Consider the following 19,331-nt stretch of genomic DNA (forward strand, 5'->3'; position numbering starts at 1 on the left):
GTGGGCGTGTCCGATGTGCACTCGCCAGAGCTGGAGCTACTGGACATGGAGCTAGTGCTGGATGCCTCACTCGAGACTGAACTGCTCGAGTCGGAGCTGCTGGCGCTGGCGGTGCTGGATGAGTTAACCGGCGGCGAGGAGCTGGTGCCCCCGCTGCTGCCACAGGCGGTTAACACGCTGATGCTTAGCGCCAGAGTGGCGGGTAAAAACCAAGCGGACTTAACGTACATAGGGTGACCTTTTTAGTGTTATATAAGAGCGCAGTAACCCGCGGGGTGATTACCGCAGGTTGCTGCGTGTACAGTGTTTAGTGAGGGACGTACTCCAGATAATCATAGTAAGCCCAGGTGTTTTCCCAGTAGTACTCGCCGGGAAAGTAAAGCCCCGAAGCCGAGTTATCGCCATGCCAGTGGTTGAGCATAATGCGGGTTGGGTCCTGCGGCCAGGCGTACTGCGGGATCTCATTGTTGGCGACATAGCCGTCGCCGTTGTCTTTGTAGAGTGTGCGTATTATCTGCTGGTTGCCCCAGGCGTCGTAAACGAACCACTCAATTTTCCAGCTCGACCAGTCAAAGCCAATAGTGACCAGATTTTGGGTGATGTTAAGGCCGTATTGACCGAGGTCTATATCTTGCTCCCAGCTCTCGTAGGTGCCGCCCTGAGGCTGATAAATGACGTTGGTGTGTACGACATTGCCCAAACTTGGCAGAAACTCGATATCAATTTCTTGCCATGGGCGGCCCGGCGCGTCATACCACGAGGTATAGGTGAAAATGGATGACACCGTGCCGGCGGTGTTGCCCGTTTTTAAGCTGCCTTGAACTCTGCCGTAACCCACCGTTTGGTTGGTGCGTATCTCGGCGCACTGACCGGCCGTTACCCCGAGGGTAATGCCATGGGAGCTGGGCGTAATCATGCTCGGTGCAAAGGTGCAGCCAAAGGGGGTGCCGTTGCTGCCGCTGCGGGCTTGCCAGATGCCGCTGTTAAAACCCCAGCTAAAGTCATCTTTAAAGTAGCCCGATTGGGCGTTGGTGGAGGCGCTGACCAGCAGGGCCACGGCAGCGCCGGTAAGCGTGATCGTACGAACAATACTCTGTATCATCTTTTGACCTCTCGTTATTATTTGTCTTAGTCTTACGGGCACCGCTGTGACCGCGCAGTTTGCTCCGGCACGATAGGTCGCCCGGCAGCCGTGAGGTTAATGCAACGGCCGCACAGTAAGGATAATCACGCTGGTGCGAGGGGGCGACCGAATGGCCTGCTAAGCGTGAGTTTGGCCTGTCCGAAGTTCCGTATAAAAACTCGTACCCCGCGTCATTAGGCGTCTGGCGGCAGGTATCATGACAATAAAGAGAAGCCAACTTGAACACCCTGAGCCACGACTCCCTACTGTTTAATATCCACGATTTAGTCTTGCTGTTGGCGGCGAGCCAGTACCTGATGCTCGCTACCTTGTTATTGCTCACCCGCCGCAAAGGTGATGTCAGTGCGTATTTACTGGCTGCCATGCTGATAACAACCGCGCTGCAAGAGTTAGATACCCTTTTTATCTGGAGTGATGCCCTGCGCGGCGTTATGCTCGCTTGGCACCCCAACCTGATGTTTTTGGGCAGCTTTAGCTACTGGCTGCAGGGGCCGCTTCTGTATGGTTTTGTCGCCAGTGTGCTGTATCGGCGGGTGCGCTGGCACGCGGGGCATGTGTTGCATTTGGTTCCGGCGTTGCTCGCGGGTGTCATGCTGCTGACGCACTACTACCTGCTGCCGCGGGCAGAAAAGGTGGCCGCTATGAGCGATCTGGCGTTTATGTGGACACCGCTAATGACCCACTTTATTACCGGCTGGCACATAAGTGTGCTGGCCTATGGTGTTGCCAGCTTGTGGCTGCTATGGCGCTATCGGCGACAACTGTTGGAGCGCTACGCGAATGTGGAGGTCAGTGAGCGGCGCTGGCTTATGTGGGTGGTGTTGGGCTTTATGCTGATTGCCCTGTGGAAGCTTAGTGTGCATTTGCTGGGCGAGCGGGTCGGCGAAGGGGTGTCGAATATACTGGGTATTGCCAGTCACTATATGGCGTTTATTTTTGTTACGGCGCTGGTGTTTATCAGCATTCGCTACACTCACTTATTTGGCGGGCTGGGGGCCGAAACCGGCGGTGGCGAAGCAGACCACTACAAGCCTGAGCAAGTGGCCCGGGTAAGCGAGTGCATGCGCGCCGATAAGCCTTACCTGTCACCCGAGATTTCACTGGAGCGCCTAGCCCGGCGCCTGTCGCTGCCAGAGCGCACTTTGTCGCGTATTTTAAACCAGCACTTCGGCAAAAACTTTTTTGAGTTTATTAACAGTTATCGGGTCGAGCAGGCCAAACACCTGTTGCGTGACACCGACAAGCAGCACTGGACGATGCTGCAGGTGTTAGCCGAGTCGGGCTTTACCAGTAAATCAACCTTTAACGCGATATTTAAAAAGCAGGTGGGTAAAACCCCGTCGCAATATCGCAAAGAGCAGAGCCAGTAAACACGCGTGCGCTGCTGACACTATCAACGGAGTTATTGTGGCAAAAACCAAAACAGCTTTTGTGTGCAACGAATGCGGCGCCGATTTTGGCAAGTGGCAGGGCCAGTGCAGCGAGTGTGGCACCTGGAACTCGGTCGTCGAGATGAAGTTAGGCCCGGCCCCTAAAGGCGGCGCGCGCGGCGCCGAGTTCTCGGGCTATGCCGGCAGCACTCAGGCGCAGGTACAAACACTGGCCGATATTAGTCTGGAGGATTTACCGCGACTGCCCAGCGGCACCGGTGAGTTTGACCGGGTGCTGGGGGGCGGCCTGGTACCGGGCTCGGTAGTATTAATTGGCGGTCACCCGGGCGCCGGTAAAAGTACCTTACTGCTGCAAACCTTGTGCAAGCTGGCCGAGACGATGCCGGCGCTGTACATCACCGGCGAGGAGTCGCTGCAGCAAGTCGCTATGCGTGCAAAGCGTTTAGGCTTGCCTACCGACAAACTGCAAATGCTGAGCGAAACCAGCGTTGAGTTAATTTGTATGAGTGCCGAAAAGGTCCGGCCCAAAGTTATGGTGGTGGACTCGATTCAGGTGGTGCACTTAAGCGATATTCAATCGGCGCCGGGATCGGTATCGCAAGTGCGCGAAGCCGCCGCGTTTTTAACCCGCTTTGCCAAACAAACCGGCACCGTGGTTATTTTAGTGGGGCATGTAACCAAAGATGGCTCGCTGGCCGGCCCCAAAGTGCTGGAGCATATGATTGACTGTTCGATTTTGCTCGAGGGCTCGCACGACTCGCGCTTTAGAACCTTGCGCGGCAGCAAAAACCGTTTTGGCGCGGTGAACGAGCTGGGCGTATTCGCCATGACCGAGCAGGGCATGAAAGAGGTCAGCAACCCCTCGGCGATATTTTTGCAGCGTGGCGAAGATGTCTCGTCGGGCTCGGTGGTTATGGTGATGTGGGAGGGCACCCGCCCGTTATTGGTTGAAATTCAGGCGCTGGTGGACGATAGCCACCTGGGTAACCCGCGCCGGGTGGCGGTGGGGCTGGATCAAAACCGATTGTCGATGTTGCTCGCGGTGCTGCACCGCCACGGTGGCATTATGGTGGGTGATCAGGATGTGTTTGTGAACGTGGTAGGCGGTGTGCGTGTCGCCGAGACCAGCGCCGACTTGGCATTACTGCTGGCGATTGTGTCGAGCTTTCGCGATCGTCCGCTGCCGCGCGATTTAATGGTGTTTGGTGAGGTGGGGCTGGCCGGTGAGATCCGCCCTGTGCCCAGCGGCCAGGAGCGTTTGCGCGAGGCCTCTAAACACGGTTTTAAGCGCGCTATTGTGCCGGCGGGTAACGCACCGCAAAAAAGTGTCGCGGGGTTTGAGGTGGTGGCGGTGCATAATTTAGCCGAGGCGTTAGCGGCGATTGATTAATGGTTACGGTTAATAATGGGCTGTTTACGGGCTTAATAAGGCGGATTAACGCTGCATTTGACTACGAAAGGACTGCAGTCATGACAAAAATATCGATGACAAACATGTGTAGCTTATTCCCGGCAGCCATTGTGCTTGGCGTACTTTCCGGCTGCGGCGGCGATGGCGGTAGCGACGCTGACGAGTCCGCCCGAGATTTATCCTTTACCGTATTGGACTGCCCGGCGGTGGCATCGAACAGCACGATATCCTCCGCGGTCTCCGAGGTGATTGACGACCCTCACTATTATCGCGAGCGCTACCTCAGCGCCGATTTAGACGCTCAAGAGCCGCCAACTGAGGTCGACTTTGACTCTGAGACCGTATTGGCCGTGTACTTGGGGTTTATAACCGCCGGCGCAGGCATTGCGGAAATTACCCGTGTTGCCGAAACCGATGACGCGGTGATCGCTCATTTTAGGGTGAAAAAAAACGGAGATGACTGTAACTCCCCCAGTGTGATGGGGTACCCCTACTGTTTTGTCCGCACAGAAAAAATTACCAAGCCGGTATTGTTTACCAGCGACGTTTATCGAAGCTGTGAGTAAAGGTACGGCGGTTGTACTAGCTGGGAGCTACGCACTCTATTTGGATAATTGGGTGCCCGGCTCTTCAGCGGGCCAGTAGACGTCCGGTAGTTGCTCGAATCCCGGGCGGGCAAATAAATATCCCTGAAACAGGTTAAAGCCGGCACGACGCAGGTAGTAATATTCCGCCAGGGTTTCGACGCCCTCCGCCAGCGGCGTGAGATTTAGCTCGCGACACAGGGCAAGCGTGTGGCGAATAATGGTTTGCTTAACCGGCGATGCGTCAATATCGCTCAGTAACTCCCGGTCAATTTTAATAATGTCGGGCTGAAACGAGGCGAGCATATTGAGCCCCGCGTAGCCTGCGCCAAAATCATCGAGGGCCGTGCGAAAGCCGCTATTTTGATAATACCGGATGATATCGCGCAAATGCGCTTTGTCGACCACGTGCTCTGCCTCTGTGATCTCAAACAGAATCCGCTCGACGGGAAAGTTATAGCGGGCCGCCGCTGCTAAGGTGGTGCGGATGCACAGCTCGGGCCGGTAAACCGCGTTGGGTAAAAAGTTAATACTGACATAACCCGTTATGCCAAGCTCTGCCGCCAGAGCGATGGCTTTAACGCGACAGGTTTGGTCAAAGCGGTAGAGGTTTTGCGCATTCACCTGAGACATCACCTGCGCCGCCGATTCCCCGTTAAGGCCGCGGGCCAGTGCCTCGTAACCCACAATACGCTGCTGCGCGACATCGACAATAGGCTGAAACGCCATTGAAAAATCAAACCCTAACGCCTGGCCTTTTGTGCATGCTGCGCAGGGCAGCTCTTGGTAATCGCTGGGGGCTGTGGTGCTTTCGGGCATAGGGGAAACCTGCCTTCTGATTAAGTGAGTCAATTAGGCCAACACCTTGAATCGCGTTTTGAGTTGCCTGCATCCGCCGGGCTTAAGGCGGTAAATGTAGCGGTTAGTGGAGTAACTGGCTCAGATGTAATGACAGTTGGCGCATATTTTAACATTTATGGCGCATTTGAGGATAGCACTGACACCCCAGCTGTGGCCATAGGTTATGGCAGGGTTACAGTAAATCGTGCAGTTCCCGTTCGGCTGCCTCGGCGCCAATGTTGAGCTCGACTAAGCGGCGCAGGTGCCGAATGCTGGTAATGTCGATTGAGGTGCAATGAAAGCCGGTGTAATGATGTTCGCGATGCGCGACTTGGGTTTGCATGCAGATCTCTTGCTGCTCTGAAAGCGCTATTTCGGCGCGTACTGGCAGTTGGGGGTTTACCTCGGTGGGCAGTCCTCCCTCTACCAGCAAACCTTTTAATGAAATATCCAGCAGCTGCGCGTGCCAGTGAAACCCCGCCTGAGACAAAATAACCTCGGTATGAAACGGAATGCGCTGAAAGTGGCGGCGGTCTGAATTGATCATGGCGTGGGCCTGTTATTGTCGTTGTGGTGTTTGGTGAAATGCTTTTGCCTTCATTGTAGTTGACCTGTATCCCGTCTGCTGGCTGTTATAATGGCGCCTTTTGCGCACCTGAATTCCCAAGTGAGACAACCATGACACAACTGAGAGTAGGTATTGATCTGGGCGGCACTAAAACCGAGATCATCGTGTTAAATAACGCCAGTGAAGAGCTGTACCGCAAGCGAATTCCCACCTACCGCGATGACTATCAACGTACTCTGGATGATTTGACGCTATTGGTCTCTCAGGCCGAAGACGCAGTAGGCGCCAGCAATATACCGGTGGGCTTGGGGATTCCCGGTACGGTATCGCGCAAAACCGGGCTGGTTAAAAACGCTAACTCTACCTGGCTTAATGGCCGCCCTTTGGCGGTGGATATCTCGGCGCAGTTACAGCGCGAGGTTAAAGTCACCAACGATGCCAACTGCCTTGCCGTGTCGGAGGCAACCGATGGTGCCGGCGCGGGCTACGATTTGGTATTTGCGGCCATTTTAGGCACTGGCTGCGGTGGCGGGGTATGTTATCGCGCCGCACCGTTGGCGGGCCCGAATGGCGTGGGAGGGGAGTGGGGCCACAATCCGCTGCCCTGGACGAGCGAGCCACAGCTTAATGCGCGCCCCTGTTACTGCGGCCGCTTTGGCTGCCAAGAGACGTTTATATCGGGCACCGGCCTGGGCGAGACTTACCGTTTGGCGACCGGTGCGAGTCTGTCTGGTGCCGAGGTATTGGCGGCTCGCGAGAGCGGTGATGTTACAGCGTCGCAGGTTATCGAAGCTTATATGGAGCATTTGACCCGCGCGTTTGCCGGGGTGATTAACCTGCTGGACCCGGATGCCATAGTGATTGGCGGTGGCGCCTCTAATATGACCGAAATCTACGATGAGTTGCCGCAACGCCTACCCAAATACGTATTTGGCGGAGAGTGCGAGACGCCTATTTTACAGGCACAACACGGGGACTCGAGCGGCGTGCGCGGCGCGGCCTGGTTGCATCCGCTTTAGCGTGCATAAGTGGTGATAGCATTTTTTATAAAAAGGCCCGGCCGTAGAATACGGCCGGGCTTAGTTGTGCGGGAGCCGTAACGAAGGTTAAAAAAGGCTGGCGTTAAGCCACATATGGGTGACGATACTGCCAATGTACCCCAGCGCAATAACCGGTGCCCACTTTAGGTGGCCGGCAAAGGTGTAGTGGCCACGGGCTTGCCCCATCAGTGCCACACCGGCGGCCGAGCCCACCGAGAGCAAGCTACCGCCGACACCCGCCGTTAGGGTAATCAGCAACCATTGGCCGTGAGACATATCGGGCTCCATGCTCAATACCGCAAACATCACCGGGATATTGTCCACGACCGACGACAGCAGGCCTAAAAAGACGTTGGCGTAGGTTGGGTCCCAGCTGGAATAAAGTGTGTCAGACAGCATGGCCAAATACCCCATAAAGCCCAAACCGCCAACACACATCACCACGCCGTAAAAAAACAGTAGCGTATCCCACTCGGCGCGAGCCACCTTGCTGAAGACATCAAACGGTATCACACCGCCCAGGCGTTCGAGCGCCCGCTGGTCGCCAGCACGCTCGGCACGGGCCCGCTTGCGCGCGAGCGAACCGGGCAGAGTGCGACGTAAAAAATAACCAAAAAACTGTAAATAACCCAGCCCCGTCATCATGCCCAGTACCGGCGGTAAATTAAGCAGCAAGTGGCACAATACGGCGGTAATGATGGTTAGAATAAAGAGCGACAGGATACGCAGTGCGCCGCGCTTGAGCTCGACATCCTCATTGACCGTGTGTGGCTTACGGTTGGCAACAAAGAAGCTCATAATCAATGCGGGTATGCCGTAGTTAACCAGCGACGGCACAAACAGCGCTAAAAATTCGTGAAAATCTACCAGGCCTGCCTGCCACACCATAAGGGTGGTGATATCGCCGAATGGGCTGAACGAGCCCCCGGCATTAGAGGCGACCACAACGTTGATACAGCACAGGCTGATAAAGCGCGAGTCGTCTCCGGCGACTTTTAAAATCACGGCGCACATCAGCATGGCGGTGGTGAGGTTGTTGGCGAACGATGAGATAAAAAATGCCAAAATACCGGTTAACCAAAACAATGTGCGCAGCTTAAACCCTTTGCGTACCATCCAGGCGCGCAGCACATCAAACAGGCGGCGCTCTTCCAGAGCATTGATGTAGGTCATCGCCACCAGCAAAAACAGCAGCAGCTCGGCGTACTCTAGCAGAGTGTGGCGGAACGCCTCTTCCGACTCATGGGGTATTCCCGCCTGGGTGTAGACCCAGCCGATAAGCATCCAGATAATCCCCGCGGCTACCAGTACCGGCTTGGATTTACGCAGATGCAGCTTTTCTTCTAGCATCACAACAATGTAAGCAATAACAAACAAGAATATTGCGATATAACCCACGGCAGAGTGGGTCAGGTCGATCTCACCTGTGGCGGCAAGAGTTGCAGGCGATATGACACACAAACATATCCCCAAAAACGCCAATGCGCGGGAGTGTAGGTTAGACATTAGTGGCTACCAGGTTTTTAGTTTTTGACGGGGGTGCGCGGGCAGGGGTCTAGGCCTCCGGATGCACCAAGAACGCGCGCGCATATTACCATAGTGTTGCAGTGACGGCAGCTGGTAAAGCGGCTCCTGGGGGCCCTATAGCGGCATATTTACGCCCACAGGAGCAATGAAAGCGCTACCATCCACATTTTTTTTCTTTGCCGTCGCGTCAGGCCGCATTTGATGGCTGACCGCGCAGACAGTGTTGGCTGAATCACACTTTGCAAAAATCGCTGGTGCTAAGGTGCGTGTATACAAACATAACTTCTGTACCGGAGCTCGCTATGTTGTTTAATCGCAAAAGTCCACAAGCTGCCACCGAAACTCAGCGTCATGCTGGTGCCAGTGCCGCCCGTGTGGCTCCAGCTTCCGCTAGCCCCGCCGTCGGAAAGTTTGCGACCAAACGCGATAAGCGCATTGCCGATGTTCCCGTCTCACGCCTTAGCACCCACGCTAGCTGGCAGCCGGCGGGTAGCTGGAGTGGAATCTTCGAGCTGGCGGTATGGTTGCGTTTGCCTCAGGGCACCGATCACCCGTTACAGCTAGCGCTGCGCTATACCGACCAAAAGGGCGAAAAAACCGTCTTGGTGGATATCTGCAAGCCGGGCAGCTACAAAAGTGCTTTGCTTAACGGCAGTGTCACCATCGAGGCTCAGGGTCGTGTGCGCGATATGGGCCTGTTCTTGCTGGGTTTACCTGGCGATATCCCGATGGGGCTCGAGGAGTGGCACTTTTTGCCACAAATCAAGCGGGCGGTATAACCGTTCACCCCGCCTAACCCCGCTAACCTTAAATCAGCGCTTACTCTGGCGCCGCCCAGGCCATGATGTCTGGCGTGTATTTCTTTATGCTCCTGCTATACTCCGAGCAAGGTTGCGCACATCAACTCGGCTAAGTTTTGTGTAGCGAGCTTAACACCGGCGCTAGATGCGTGCATGATGGTTAACCTTGCTCCTCTTAGGCCATTCAAACAATAAATGCGCGCCGGTATAAAAGGATCTGGCCGGATGATTGTTCGCTGTAAGCAACTCTGTAAGGTATTACTGTTATTGCTGTTGTCGGGCTCTTGGTGTTTCGCCGAGGTTGCTGACCCCGCCGTGCGGGTGGTGTTGGGGACCAATACGCCCTCGGCATATGGCGCAGAGAAAAACTCCCGCAGTTTGGGGCACTCGGCCGATTTAGTACGCTGTGTGATGGCGCAGCTGCCCTACGAGCTCAGTTTGCATGTACAGCCCTGGCGACGGGTGCAGCAAGAGGTGTTAACGGGCGCATCTGATGGCTTTTTTACCGCCATGTCCGATCCTCAGGTAGATCAGTACGCGCGCCTTACCGACCCCCTGGTGCTGGAAAAATGGTACTGGTTTACCCGCTCGAAGACCCCCGCCAGTACCGACCCCCGCAGTTTGCGTACCGGCACTATCCTGGGTAGTCAGCAGCAACTGTGGTATGAGCTTAACGGCTACACCAGCGCACTCTCGGCGCAGGATTTACCGCAGCTGATTAAACTGCTGTTGGCCAAACGCATTGATGTGATTTTGGCCGATCGCGAACACTTTACCGAGGCGGCCAATGCCTTGGGCGTTGCCGCTGATCGCTATCAATCGGACTTTTTTCGCTATGTACCTTTAGGGGTGTACCTGGGCCGCGACTTTCTCGCCGAGAATAAAGATTTTATGGCGCGTTTTAACCAAAAAATCCCTCAATGTGTTCCCGAAGGGTTTGCGCTTAGCCCCCGTGAAGAGACGCTTATTCGCGAACGAATTGAACCGATGGTCAATCGCTGGGCGCAGTCGCCAGTGTTGCAACAAGTACTGGCTGAGTACAATAAAAAGCGCGCTGAGTTAACTGACTCGCACATCCAGCAGAGCGACCTGCAGTGGCGTGTGGCGTACCAAAAAGCGGACACGGACACCCTGGATAAGATGTTGGCGTCCGCGCTGATGGAGGAGCTCGCCGGCTGGGTTAAGGCTGATCGTTCGGGCTATATTAGTGAGATTATCGTCACCGGTGTGCGCGGTATTAATCTGGCGGCCGCGCCCTACAGCTCGGATTACTGGCAGGGCGATGAGGCTAAGTTTCGCCGGGCCATTACCTTGCCGTCGGGGCAGTGGTTTTTTTCCGAGGTGGTGTTTGACAGTTCTAGTCGCCATTTCCAGGTGCAGGTGAGTTTACCGCTTTTACCTGAAGGCGAGAGCGCTGGGGTATTAACCGTGGGTGTAGATATTGAGCGAGTGTTACACGCCGCTGAAGGACAACCCTAAACCCTACAAAGTTCGCACGCTTTTTGTAAACTTTGCATAAGATACCCCATGATCCGGGTGTTTTTCCGCGTAAATGACCGATTTGGCGCTGTGTTAAACCGGCCCCGTTTTTGCTCTGAGAAGTGCAGGTACTGATGGATTCAACCTCACTCTGCAGAGGTTACTATGACGGATAAACCCCACAAGCCCATCGTAATTATCACCGGCTGCGCCGGCAATCTTGGCAGCAGCTTGGTTAAGACCTTAAACAACGATTACACCGTGGTCGGTCTCGATCGCGACGAGTCGCCCTTGGCTGATGCTAGTTATCTGGTTGACCTTACCTCCTCAGATTCTGTGCAGCTCGCGCTAGAGCGCTTTGCGGGTGACTACGGAAAGTCGGTGGCGGCGGTTATACATTTGGCGGCGTATTTTGATTTTTCGGGCGAGCACTCGCCCTTGTACGACGCCGTTAATGTCCAGGGCACCAAACACCTGTTGCAAGCGCTTGCCGAGTTCACCGTCGAGCGTTTTATTTACTCGGGTACCATGCTCGTGCACAAGCCCGGTGTGCCCGGGCAAAGAATTACCGAACAAACCCCTATCGAACCGGGCTGGGCGTATCCCGAGTCGAAGGCTGCCACCGAGGCGGTCATCCACGAGCACGCCAAGATGCCGTTTAGTTTGCTGCATTTGGCGGGCCTGTACGATGAGCAAACCGCTGTGCCCACTTTGTCGCATCAAATTGCCCGCATCTATGAAGACAGTTTAAAAAGCCACGTGTACGCTGGTAACGTGGGCGCGGGGCAGGCGTTTATTCACCGCGATGACTTAATGGCGCTGTTTGCGAAGGTGGTTGCCAAGCGTAATGATTTGCCCCGCGAGCATGTGGTGCTGGCCGGCGAGGAGCACACCTTGAGCTACGAGGCGCTGCAAAACCGTATTGGCGCGCTGCTACACGGTGAAGACAACTGGTACACCCGCTCGGTGCCGGAGGGGGTGGCAAAAGCCGGGGCCTGGCTGGAGGAGCGCACGGAGCCGGTTGTGCCAGACGATTTTGATAAAGGCGAGAAGCCGTTTATTCGCGCGTTTATGATCGACATGGCCTCTGATCACTACGAGCTCGATTGCACGCAGGCACACCAAGAGCTGGATTGGCGGGCCGAAAAAAATGTTTACGATGAGCTTGAAACACTGATTAAAAACTTAAGATCAGAGCCGCTTAACTGGTATAAAGCTAACGGTATTACCCCGCCGGACTGGATGACCTCGGCGGCACAAAAGCAAAAAAATCCCGATAAATTACTGCGTGACTATCAAGCGCAAACCCAGCGGGCGCACTACCGTAATTTATGGGCGCCGTTTCTAACCATCGTTTTGGGTACATGGTTGTTAACCTCGCCCGAGGCGATGGGGTATGGCGATACCCTAATGGCGCTAAGTGATCGTATCAGTGGTGGTTTACTGGCACTGTTTGGCGCTATGGCAATTAGTTGGCGAATGCGCGCTGTGCGCTGGGCAAGTGTGTTGGTGGGCTTGTGGCTAATGTTTGCGCCGCTGGTGTTTTGGACGCCCAGCGCTGCCGCCTATTTAAACGGCACGGTCATTGGCATGTTGGCGATTGGTTTTGCGGCGCTGGTGCCGCCTATTGTCGGGGTATCTCCGGCGGCAGCTATGAGTGGGCCGACTGTGCCACCGGGCTGGAGTGTTAACCCTTCAAGCTGGTTTCAGCGAGCTCCTATTATTGCGTTGGCGTTGGTGGGCTTTTTTATCTCCCGCTATTTAACCGCATACCAGCTGGGGCATATCGACGGTGTGTGGGAGCCGTTTTTTAGCGGGCCTAACTCGCCCGTTAAAAACGGTACCGAAGAAATTATCACCTCCAGTGTATCCGAAGCCTGGCCGGTGCCCGACGCCGGCCTTGGGGCGCTAACCTACGCACTGGAAATTTTAACCGGGTTGCTCGGCTCCACCCGACGCTGGCGCACTATGCCGTGGTTGGTGGTGCTGTTTGGTTTTATGATTGTGCCGCTCGGGATTGTCTCGATTACCTTTATTATTATTCAGCCCATTGTGATTGGCACCTGGTGCACCTTGTGTTTGCTGGGGGCTTTGGCGATGTTGGTACAAATACCTTACTCGCTGGATGAGTTAATCGCCACCGGGCAGTTTTTAAAACGCTGTAAAAGGGCCGGTAAGCCGGTGCTTAAAATCTTCTTTGTCGGCGATACCGATGTAGGCGATAACCGCAAAGAGCCTGATGACTTTACCCGCAACCCCTGGGTGGTTATTAAAGACATGTTCGCTGGTGGTGTTACCATTCCGTTGAGCATGGTGGGCGCTATCATGGTTGGCTTGTGGTTGATGTTTACCCGGATAACGCTGGGGCACAGTGACCAGTTGGCCAACTGGGAGCATCTTATCGGCGCGTTAGTGGTGACCGTGAGTGTCTGTGTTTTTGCCGAAGTCGTCAGGCCTTTGCGCTACGGTTTAATTGTATTGGCCCTGATGTTATTGCCGGCGCCGTTTTTTGCCGGTGCGGGCTTAGTGGCTTATCTAAGCTCAGGTGTTTGTGCTGCCGCGCTTATCGGTTTGGCGTTAGTGCCTTTATCGGTGAAAGGAGAGTACGGGCAGTGGAATCAATTGTTAACGCGAGAAAAATTGCTTGGCGACGCCTCGTTAAAGTGAGTCGAGTGCGCCAAGCAGTAACCACTGGTACAGCTTTTCTTTAAGGTTTTTGGGCCGCTCCAGCTGCATCCGCTGCAGTTCGGGTGCGTAGACTTGCCGGTGAGCTTTAAAGCCGCGCTGTATGAGCTGCAAGCTTGCCCGGTTGGCCCCGACCCGTTCAGACAGCAGCGTCAAGGCGCGGCTAAGGTTTTGCTCCGCCGGCGTGAAGTCGCTACCAAGCGGAAAATGCCGTAACGATTTTTCCTCAAACGCGTTTTTAAGGCAGACGCGCAAACGCTCTGGGGTGTTTTCACGGTAGGCGCCTGGAACCTCGTAGTGTGCGGGCAGCTTGCCGTTTTCTTTTGCCTCGTTAACCAGCTGTGTCTGAAAGCGCGAGTCGGCGATTTCGATCATGGCGGCAATGGTGTCGGCATCGCTTTTGCCGCGCAAGTCCGCCACGCCATACTCGGTAACCACGATATCGCGCAAATGTCGTGGGATTGTCGTATGGCCGTAATGGCTGACAATATTGGATGAGAGTTTACCCGCCCGCTGGCGAGTGGCGCGCACGGTAATGATAGAGCGTGCGTCTTTAAGTGCGTGCGCCTGTGCGACAAAATTATATTGCCCGCCAACGCCGCTAATGACCTGACCGTTTTCCAGCGCGTCTGACGTGGCGGCGCCTGCGGTACTAACCATCATGGCGCAATTAATAAAGCGCGCTTGTTGCCGGCCCTGGCGTTTATCCACCTCGCTGGCCAGTGGGTGACCGTAAAGGTCGTTAATAAAGTTGATGGGCATCATGGCAATCTGTTCGCGCTTAGAGTGCGGTAAGCTTTGCAGTTGCCGGTAAAACAGCGGGCTTCCCATAATAAAGCCCGCGTGCAGGCAGTAGCCATTAACGGTGCGAGTTAAAATGCCTTGCTCAATCAACTCGATAAAACCCTCTACCAGCATCTCGCTAAGGCCGTACAGCCCCTCACGGAACGGCTCGTGTTCGCCATCGGGCCAACTGGCGGCACACGCTAGTTGCCTGGTAATCGCCTGAAATTTGGCGGGCGATTTATGGCGTAATACCAGTGCCGAGGCAATGGCGTCACCAATAGAGCCGATACCGATTTGCAAGGTGCCGCCGTCGGGAATTAATCGTGCGCAGTGAATGGCGATGGCGTGGTCGGCGTGACTTACGGGCTGATGCGGCGGCATAAAAAGCAAAAAATCGTACGCCGGGTCATCCAGCACTACATCTAGCTCGGCGCTTGGGCGAATAGCCGCGCCACCTAAATAGGGCAGTTGCCGGTTAACCTGCGCGGCCATTAAAAAATCGGCTTCGCCCCGGCTGCGCTTTTCCAGTAAGTCGACGGTAATGTCGGGGTTACAGCTTAAGCTGTAGTGTTCGCCCAGAGGGCCACCGACTTGCTGGGGTGCAATTTGCTGAGTAATCACATTGACGCCGGCGCTTAATAGGTAATCGAGTGCCTCGGTGTAGTTGATCGAGGTATAGTTTTGTTGCGCCACTTTGCAACCGAGCCAAGCCGCCGGTTGTAAAAAAAATTCTGTTACCGAAATATTTTTAGGTAGCTCGCCGTTTTTAAGTGCCTGAGCGTATTCCAGACGTGGATAACCATCAAAAAAACGCGGGGCGATGGGCTGTAAAAAACGCCGGCCCAATTCGTTGGGGGCAGTGGGTGGCTCGAGGGTTAAGGCGGTAAAAATATCGAGGGTGATACTGCTGTCGTTACACGCACTGCGGTAAAGCGCATTCACCAAATGGTTGGCTTTACCCAAACCGAGCGGTAGGCCCAGCACTATGTGCTTGCCTACCCGCCCGATTATGTATTCGGCTACGGTCTCCGGTGTGGGGTAGTGCTTCATTGCCCCTCGTTAGACCAGCCCGGGTCGGGGGTGTAGCGCTCACCGTGTTGCTCAGCCAGTTTTTCTAGCTCGGCTTTAATGGCGGCGTAACCGCGGGTTTGGCTGTAGTGCATAGGGCCACCGCGAAACGGCGCAAAGCCGGTGCCAAAAATCATGGCGCCATCGAGTAAGTCGGCATCGTCAATCACGCCCTCGCGCAAGCATGCCATACACATATTCAGCATGGGCATCAGCAATCGGTCGGTTAAGTTGTCGGGGCCGCTGGCAGGGCTATCGGCTTTTTTGGGTTTGCCTTTTTCCCAAACGTATAAGCCTTTGCCGGTTTTTTTGCCCAAGTCACCTTTGGCTACTTTATCGGCAAGCCATTTAGGCACCGCCGGCATGGGCTGGCTTAGCCCACTGCCGAGCATCTCGGCAACGCCCATACAAATATCCAGGCCAACCACATCGGCGAGCTCGACCGGCCCCATAGGCATACCAAATTTTGTGGCGGCGCGGTCGATGGTCTCGGGGGCAACGCCCTCATCCATTAACACCATGGCCTCGAGCAAATAGGGCGTTAGGGCGCGGTTGACCAAAAAGCCAGGCGTACCGGTAACCGGTGTTGGCAGGCGTTTTATCTGGCCGGCAAACGCCAGCGCTTTTTGGTAGGTGTCGTCGCTTAGTTTACTGTGGCGCACAATCTCGAGCAGTTGCATTTGCGAGACGGGGTTAAAAAAGTGCAGCCCGACTAACCTGCCAGGGTCTTGCAGCTCTTGCTGCAAATCGTCCAGCGGAATGCTTGAGGTATTGGTGGCAAGGATAGCACCGGGTTTTAACAGCGGCTCGATCTGATTGTACACCTGCCGTTTGATGTCGATTTTTTCCGGTACGGCCTCAATCACAATGTCGGCGTGGCGTGCGCCGTCGTGGGTTAAATCGGGAATTAAACGATCCAGTACAGCGCGCTTGGCGGCGGCCCCCATGCGCTTTTTATCGCACAGAGCGGCGGTGCGGGCTACCGCTTTGCCGATGATCTCCGCTTTCATATCAAACAGAGTGACGGTTAACCCTTGCAATGCACACCAACCGGCAATGTCGCCACCCATGGCGCCAGCGCCAATCACGTGTATGTGTTTGGCTTTTGCTACGCCCTGTACGCTGCTGGCGAGTTTTTTCATTTTCTCTTGTAAAAAGAAAACCCGTACCAGATTACGCGACGTATCGGTAAGCAGTAACTCAGAAAATGAATCGACTTCGGCCGCCAGCATTTGCTCGGGGTTGCCGTCGGCGCCTTGCCATAAGTCGATGAGCTTGCCCGGCGCCGGGTAGTGTTGTGGCGGCGCTTTGGCGGCGGCTTTTTCGCGCATTTTTTTGGCGATAAAGTTGCGCGCCGGGCCGGTTGCCATAACTTTTGCCTTTAGCCCCGGCTGCTTGTGTTTTAGCTTGCCGGCCATAGCCGCATCAATCGCGCCGTACACATGACGCTCGGGCACCAGGGCATTGATAAGGCCTAAGCTTTTAGCGCGCTTGTCGCGCACAGTTTTACCGGTGAGCATCATGGTCATGGCCTCGACCGGGTCGATCAGCTTAACACTGCGCCCGGTGCCGCCAAGGCCTGGGTGTAAGCCCAATAATATTTCCGGAAAGCCAAAGCTTGCGCCAAACACGCCAATGCGATAATCGCACACCAGAGCAAGCTCTAAGCCGCCGCCAAAACAATGGCCGTGTACCACCGCAACCTTAGTAAAAGGCAGGGCGGCAAAGCGGTTGGCAACGGCATGGGCGGCGTGAAGTTTATCGCGCGCGGCATCGATGGTGTCGATTTGACGAAACTCTTTAATGTCGGCGCCGACGCAAAAGCTGTTGGCTTTTGCCGAGCGCAATACCAGCGCTTTGGGTTTGTCGGACTCAAGCGCCATAACGACTTCGTTGAGCTCTTCCAGCGCCGCTTGCGATAACACATTTACCTCGGCATCGGCGCAGTCAAACATTAACCATGCCACGCCGTCGTCGGCTATACGTAACTGCCAGTGCTGCCAAGGGTTGGTGACATCAGTGCTGGCGTTGCTAAAGGGGCCAATGGCTTTTGCCCGATCGCTTAGGGTTTTAAGGACTAATCCGTTCATAGTGATCTCCTGGCTTAGAGCAGTTCGATGAGCATGGCGCCGGCCTGGCCGCCGCCGATGCACTGAGTGGCGATGCCGCGCTTGAGGCCTTTTCGCTCGAGCGCGTTAACAAGGTGCAGCACAATACGGTTGCCGCTGGTGCCCACCGGGTGACCAAGGCTAACGGCGCCGCCGTCAATGTTAAGCCGCTCCTGATCAAACTCGCCCAACACATGGTCGATACCAAATATGCTCTGGCAAAAATCTTTGTCGTTCCAGGCGGCCAGACAGCCCAGCACCTGCGCGGCAAAGGCTTCGTTTAGCTCTAGTAGGTCAATGTCATCGAGCGATAACTGGTTGCGCAGTGCCAGCCGGCCGGCGCTAACAGCGGGGCCAAGGCCCATAATTTCGGGCTCGAGCCCAGACCACTCGCTGTCGCGGATGACGGCTTTGGGCTTTAAGTTGTATTTGTTAACGGCTTCTTCAGAGGCGAGAATCACCCACGAGGCGCCGTCGGTAATTTGCGAGCTATTGCCCGCCGTTACTTTGCCGTAGGGCCGCTCGAACACCGGCTTTAATTTGGCCAAATGTTCTACCGAGCTGTCCGGGCGCACGCCATCATCAAAGCTGTAAACGCTGCCGTCATCGGCCACCATGGGCATGACTTCGTTATCGAGCCAGCCGGCTTTTTGGGCCTCGGCAAGGCGCAAGTGACTGCGCACCGCGTACTCGTCGGCCTCTTGGCGGCTAATGTTAAACAAGTTGGCGACCACCTCGGCGGTTTGCCCCATGTTGAGCTCTACCACCGGATCGGTAAGGCCTTTTTTAAGGCTGATTTCGGGTTTGAAGTAAGCGGGTTTGAGCTTCATCAAGTGCTTAAGTTTGGCAGGTATGGAACGGGCCTGCCCCAACTCGGCCAACCAGTTGGTGGCTTCGTCTTGCAAAATAAGAGGTGCGTGGCTCAGTGCTTCGGCGCCGCCGGCAAGAATAAGCTCATCGTTACCTTCGCGGATGTAGCGAAATGCCGTTTCTATGGATTGCATCCCCGAGCCGCAATTAATTTGCATGGTAAACGCGGGCATGGTTTCGCCCAAGCCTAAGCGCAGTGCGGCGATTCTGGCGGGGTTCATCTCGGCGGCGATGACGTTGACGCAGCCTAAAATCACCCGATCAAAATGCTCAGCGGCAACGGGCTGGCGCAACAGTAAGTGCCGGCCGGCTTGCACCGCTAAATCGACGGGGGTAAACGGCCCCGGCTTGCCGCGCGCTTTAATAAAAGGGGTGCGGGCGCCATCGACGATATAAACGGGGCGGGCGCCGTTGTTATTGGCCTGAGGTTGCAAACTCATAGGGTTTCCTTTTGTGGTTCACTCACAGGTTTTCAGTATGGCAGTAAAACGTTGTTTTTGCAGTCGATGTAGCGCGTTTAAACAGCGCATGCCGCGACGACTGGGTTAACCCTAAACAGGGTTATATAGCAGTATTGCGTAGCAGGATTAGTGCCGATGTGTTTGCGTTGCCCGGGGCTGTGGTTGACGGGCATCACAGCCTTGGCCTTAGGCTTTTCGCTTTGCAAAATTTACCAGTGTTGCAGGGTTTGCCACGATTTTACCGGTTATCTGGGCGGTGGGGGGGCGCTCACTAGCAGGCTGTTGTAAAACCCATTACGTACTCAGGCTTTCAGGCTGGTTCGTAATCTAGGCGCCATTTTGAAGGTGTGTGTCCACCCATCGATAAGTGGCAACGACGAGTACGGGCCAGCCTGAAAGCCCCGTAGGGCGAGTTCTGAAGCGCACATCTGCCGCGCCTTGTCTCTAGCAAAGGGAACCACCCTGTCCGTCAAGACAATGCACAGCAGCTGCACGCTTCAGGCCACGGTGAGCATGCAAGGGGTTTTACAACAGCCTGCTAGGGTTAACCGCGTGTGGCATGGTGTTTG

15 protein-coding genes are annotated in these 19,331 nt (G+C 55.2%); 8 read left to right on the forward strand and 7 right to left on the reverse strand.

The window, feature by feature from the left end:
• A complete protein-coding gene (locus AAC019_RS12245) occupies positions 1 to 237 on the forward strand; it encodes a hypothetical protein (RefSeq protein ID WP_339899226.1) in 237 nt (78 codons plus the stop codon).
• Between the two features lie 70 nt (positions 238 to 307).
• Here the strand turns inward: AAC019_RS12245 and AAC019_RS12250 are convergent, their stop codons facing one another.
• A complete protein-coding gene (locus AAC019_RS12250; protein ID WP_339899227.1) occupies positions 308 to 1,102 on the reverse strand; it encodes a family 16 glycosylhydrolase in 795 nt (264 codons plus the stop codon).
• 260 nt (positions 1,103 to 1,362) lie between these two features.
• Between AAC019_RS12250 and AAC019_RS12255 the strand changes: the two genes are divergently transcribed.
• From AAC019_RS12255 to AAC019_RS12265, 3 genes are all read left to right on the forward strand, one after another.
• The gene (locus tag AAC019_RS12255) at positions 1,363 to 2,514 is read left to right on the forward strand and encodes a helix-turn-helix transcriptional regulator (protein ID WP_339899228.1); all 1,152 of its coding nucleotides are present in this window, start codon (positions 1,363 to 1,365) and stop codon (positions 2,512 to 2,514) included.
• Positions 2,515 to 2,551: 37 nt separating this feature from the next.
• Complete coding sequence (radA, locus tag AAC019_RS12260; protein WP_339899229.1) at positions 2,552 to 3,925, forward strand: DNA repair protein RadA; 1,374 nt, start codon at positions 2,552 to 2,554, stop codon at positions 3,923 to 3,925.
• 80 nt (positions 3,926 to 4,005) lie between these two features.
• Positions 4,006 to 4,512 (forward strand): hypothetical protein, encoded by a 507-nt coding sequence (locus AAC019_RS12265; RefSeq protein WP_339899230.1) that lies wholly within the window; start codon positions 4,006 to 4,008, stop codon positions 4,510 to 4,512.
• A 36-nt stretch (positions 4,513 to 4,548) separates the two neighbouring features.
• On the opposite strand, the gene AAC019_RS12270 is transcribed toward AAC019_RS12265, so the two are convergent.
• Together AAC019_RS12270 and AAC019_RS12275 are read right to left on the reverse strand one after the other, a co-directional pair.
• Positions 4,549 to 5,349, reverse strand: coding sequence for an EAL domain-containing protein (locus tag AAC019_RS12270; RefSeq protein ID WP_339899231.1), 801 nt, complete (start codon positions 5,347 to 5,349; stop codon positions 4,549 to 4,551).
• 214 nt (positions 5,350 to 5,563) lie between these two features.
• On the reverse strand, positions 5,564 to 5,917 hold the full coding sequence (locus tag AAC019_RS12275; RefSeq protein ID WP_339899233.1) for a PilZ domain-containing protein: 354 nt from the start codon (positions 5,915 to 5,917) through the stop codon (positions 5,564 to 5,566).
• A gap of 131 nt (positions 5,918 to 6,048) precedes the next feature.
• On the opposite strand from AAC019_RS12275, the gene AAC019_RS12280 reads away from it, so the two are divergent.
• Entirely contained in the window at positions 6,049 to 6,957 is a 909-nt protein-coding gene (locus tag AAC019_RS12280; RefSeq protein ID WP_339899234.1) for an ROK family protein, read from the forward strand.
• A gap of 87 nt (positions 6,958 to 7,044) precedes the next feature.
• On the opposite strand, the gene nhaD is transcribed toward AAC019_RS12280, so the two are convergent.
• The gene (gene nhaD / locus AAC019_RS12285; RefSeq protein WP_339899236.1) at positions 7,045 to 8,484 is read right to left on the reverse strand and encodes a sodium:proton antiporter NhaD; all 1,440 of its coding nucleotides are present in this window, start codon (positions 8,482 to 8,484) and stop codon (positions 7,045 to 7,047) included.
• 323 nt (positions 8,485 to 8,807) lie between these two features.
• Here nhaD and AAC019_RS12290 point away from each other — a divergent pair, with 323 nt between their 5' ends.
• From AAC019_RS12290 to AAC019_RS12300, 3 genes are all read left to right on the forward strand, one after another.
• Positions 8,808 to 9,284, forward strand: a complete 477-nt coding sequence (locus AAC019_RS12290; protein ID WP_339899237.1) for a hypothetical protein — start codon at positions 8,808 to 8,810, stop codon at positions 9,282 to 9,284.
• A 246-nt stretch (positions 9,285 to 9,530) separates the two neighbouring features.
• Positions 9,531 to 10,784: a transporter substrate-binding domain-containing protein gene (locus AAC019_RS12295; protein WP_339899238.1), complete on the forward strand. Its 1,254-nt coding sequence runs from the start codon at positions 9,531 to 9,533 to the stop codon at positions 10,782 to 10,784.
• Positions 10,785 to 10,949: 165 nt separating this feature from the next.
• Complete coding sequence (locus AAC019_RS12300) at positions 10,950 to 13,451, forward strand: vitamin K epoxide reductase family protein (protein ID WP_339899239.1); 2,502 nt, start codon at positions 10,950 to 10,952, stop codon at positions 13,449 to 13,451.
• Here AAC019_RS12300 and AAC019_RS12305 read toward each other — a convergent pair.
• From AAC019_RS12305 to AAC019_RS12315, 3 genes are read right to left on the reverse strand one after another with little or no spacing between them, the layout of a single operon-like run.
• A complete protein-coding gene (locus AAC019_RS12305; protein ID WP_339899240.1) occupies positions 13,443 to 15,305 on the reverse strand; it encodes an acetyl-CoA hydrolase/transferase C-terminal domain-containing protein in 1,863 nt (620 codons plus the stop codon). The genes AAC019_RS12300 and AAC019_RS12305 overlap by 9 nt on opposite strands.
• A complete protein-coding gene (locus tag AAC019_RS12310) occupies positions 15,302 to 17,413 on the reverse strand; it encodes a 3-hydroxyacyl-CoA dehydrogenase NAD-binding domain-containing protein (protein ID WP_339899241.1) in 2,112 nt (703 codons plus the stop codon). The genes AAC019_RS12305 and AAC019_RS12310 overlap by 4 nt, the downstream gene beginning before the upstream one ends.
• Before the next feature lie 14 nt (positions 17,414 to 17,427).
• A complete protein-coding gene (locus tag AAC019_RS12315) occupies positions 17,428 to 18,741 on the reverse strand; it encodes an acetyl-CoA C-acetyltransferase (protein ID WP_339899242.1) in 1,314 nt (437 codons plus the stop codon).
• Positions 18,742 to 19,331: the final 590 nt, after the last annotated feature.

Origin of the sequence: uncultured Gilvimarinus sp., assembly GCF_963975215.1 — a bacterium.
GTDB lineage: Bacteria > Pseudomonadota > Gammaproteobacteria > Pseudomonadales > Cellvibrionaceae > Gilvimarinus.

Coding starts and splice junctions, on each gene's coding strand:
- AAC019_RS12250 (WP_339899227.1), bottom strand. CDS start 1,102: ATGATACAGAGTATTGTTCGTACGATCACGCTTACCGGCGCTGCCGTG.
- AAC019_RS12265 (WP_339899230.1), top strand. CDS start 4,006: ATGACAAAAATATCGATGACAAACATGTGTAGCTTATTCCCGGCAGCC.
- AAC019_RS12270 (WP_339899231.1), bottom strand. CDS start 5,349: ATGCCCGAAAGCACCACAGCCCCCAGCGATTACCAAGAGCTGCCCTGC.
- AAC019_RS12275 (WP_339899233.1), bottom strand. CDS start 5,917: ATGATCAATTCAGACCGCCGCCACTTTCAGCGCATTCCGTTTCATACC.
- AAC019_RS12280 (WP_339899234.1), top strand. CDS start 6,049: ATGACACAACTGAGAGTAGGTATTGATCTGGGCGGCACTAAAACCGAG.
- nhaD (WP_339899236.1), bottom strand. CDS start 8,484: ATGTCTAACCTACACTCCCGCGCATTGGCGTTTTTGGGGATATGTTTG.
- AAC019_RS12290 (WP_339899237.1), top strand. CDS start 8,808: ATGTTGTTTAATCGCAAAAGTCCACAAGCTGCCACCGAAACTCAGCGT.
- AAC019_RS12295 (WP_339899238.1), top strand. CDS start 9,531: ATGATTGTTCGCTGTAAGCAACTCTGTAAGGTATTACTGTTATTGCTG.
- AAC019_RS12300 (WP_339899239.1), top strand. CDS start 10,950: ATGACGGATAAACCCCACAAGCCCATCGTAATTATCACCGGCTGCGCC.
- AAC019_RS12305 (WP_339899240.1), bottom strand. CDS start 15,305: ATGAAGCACTACCCCACACCGGAGACCGTAGCCGAATACATAATCGGG.
- AAC019_RS12310 (WP_339899241.1), bottom strand. CDS start 17,413: ATGAACGGATTAGTCCTTAAAACCCTAAGCGATCGGGCAAAAGCCATT.
- AAC019_RS12315 (WP_339899242.1), bottom strand. CDS start 18,741: ATGAGTTTGCAACCTCAGGCCAATAACAACGGCGCCCGCCCCGTTTAT.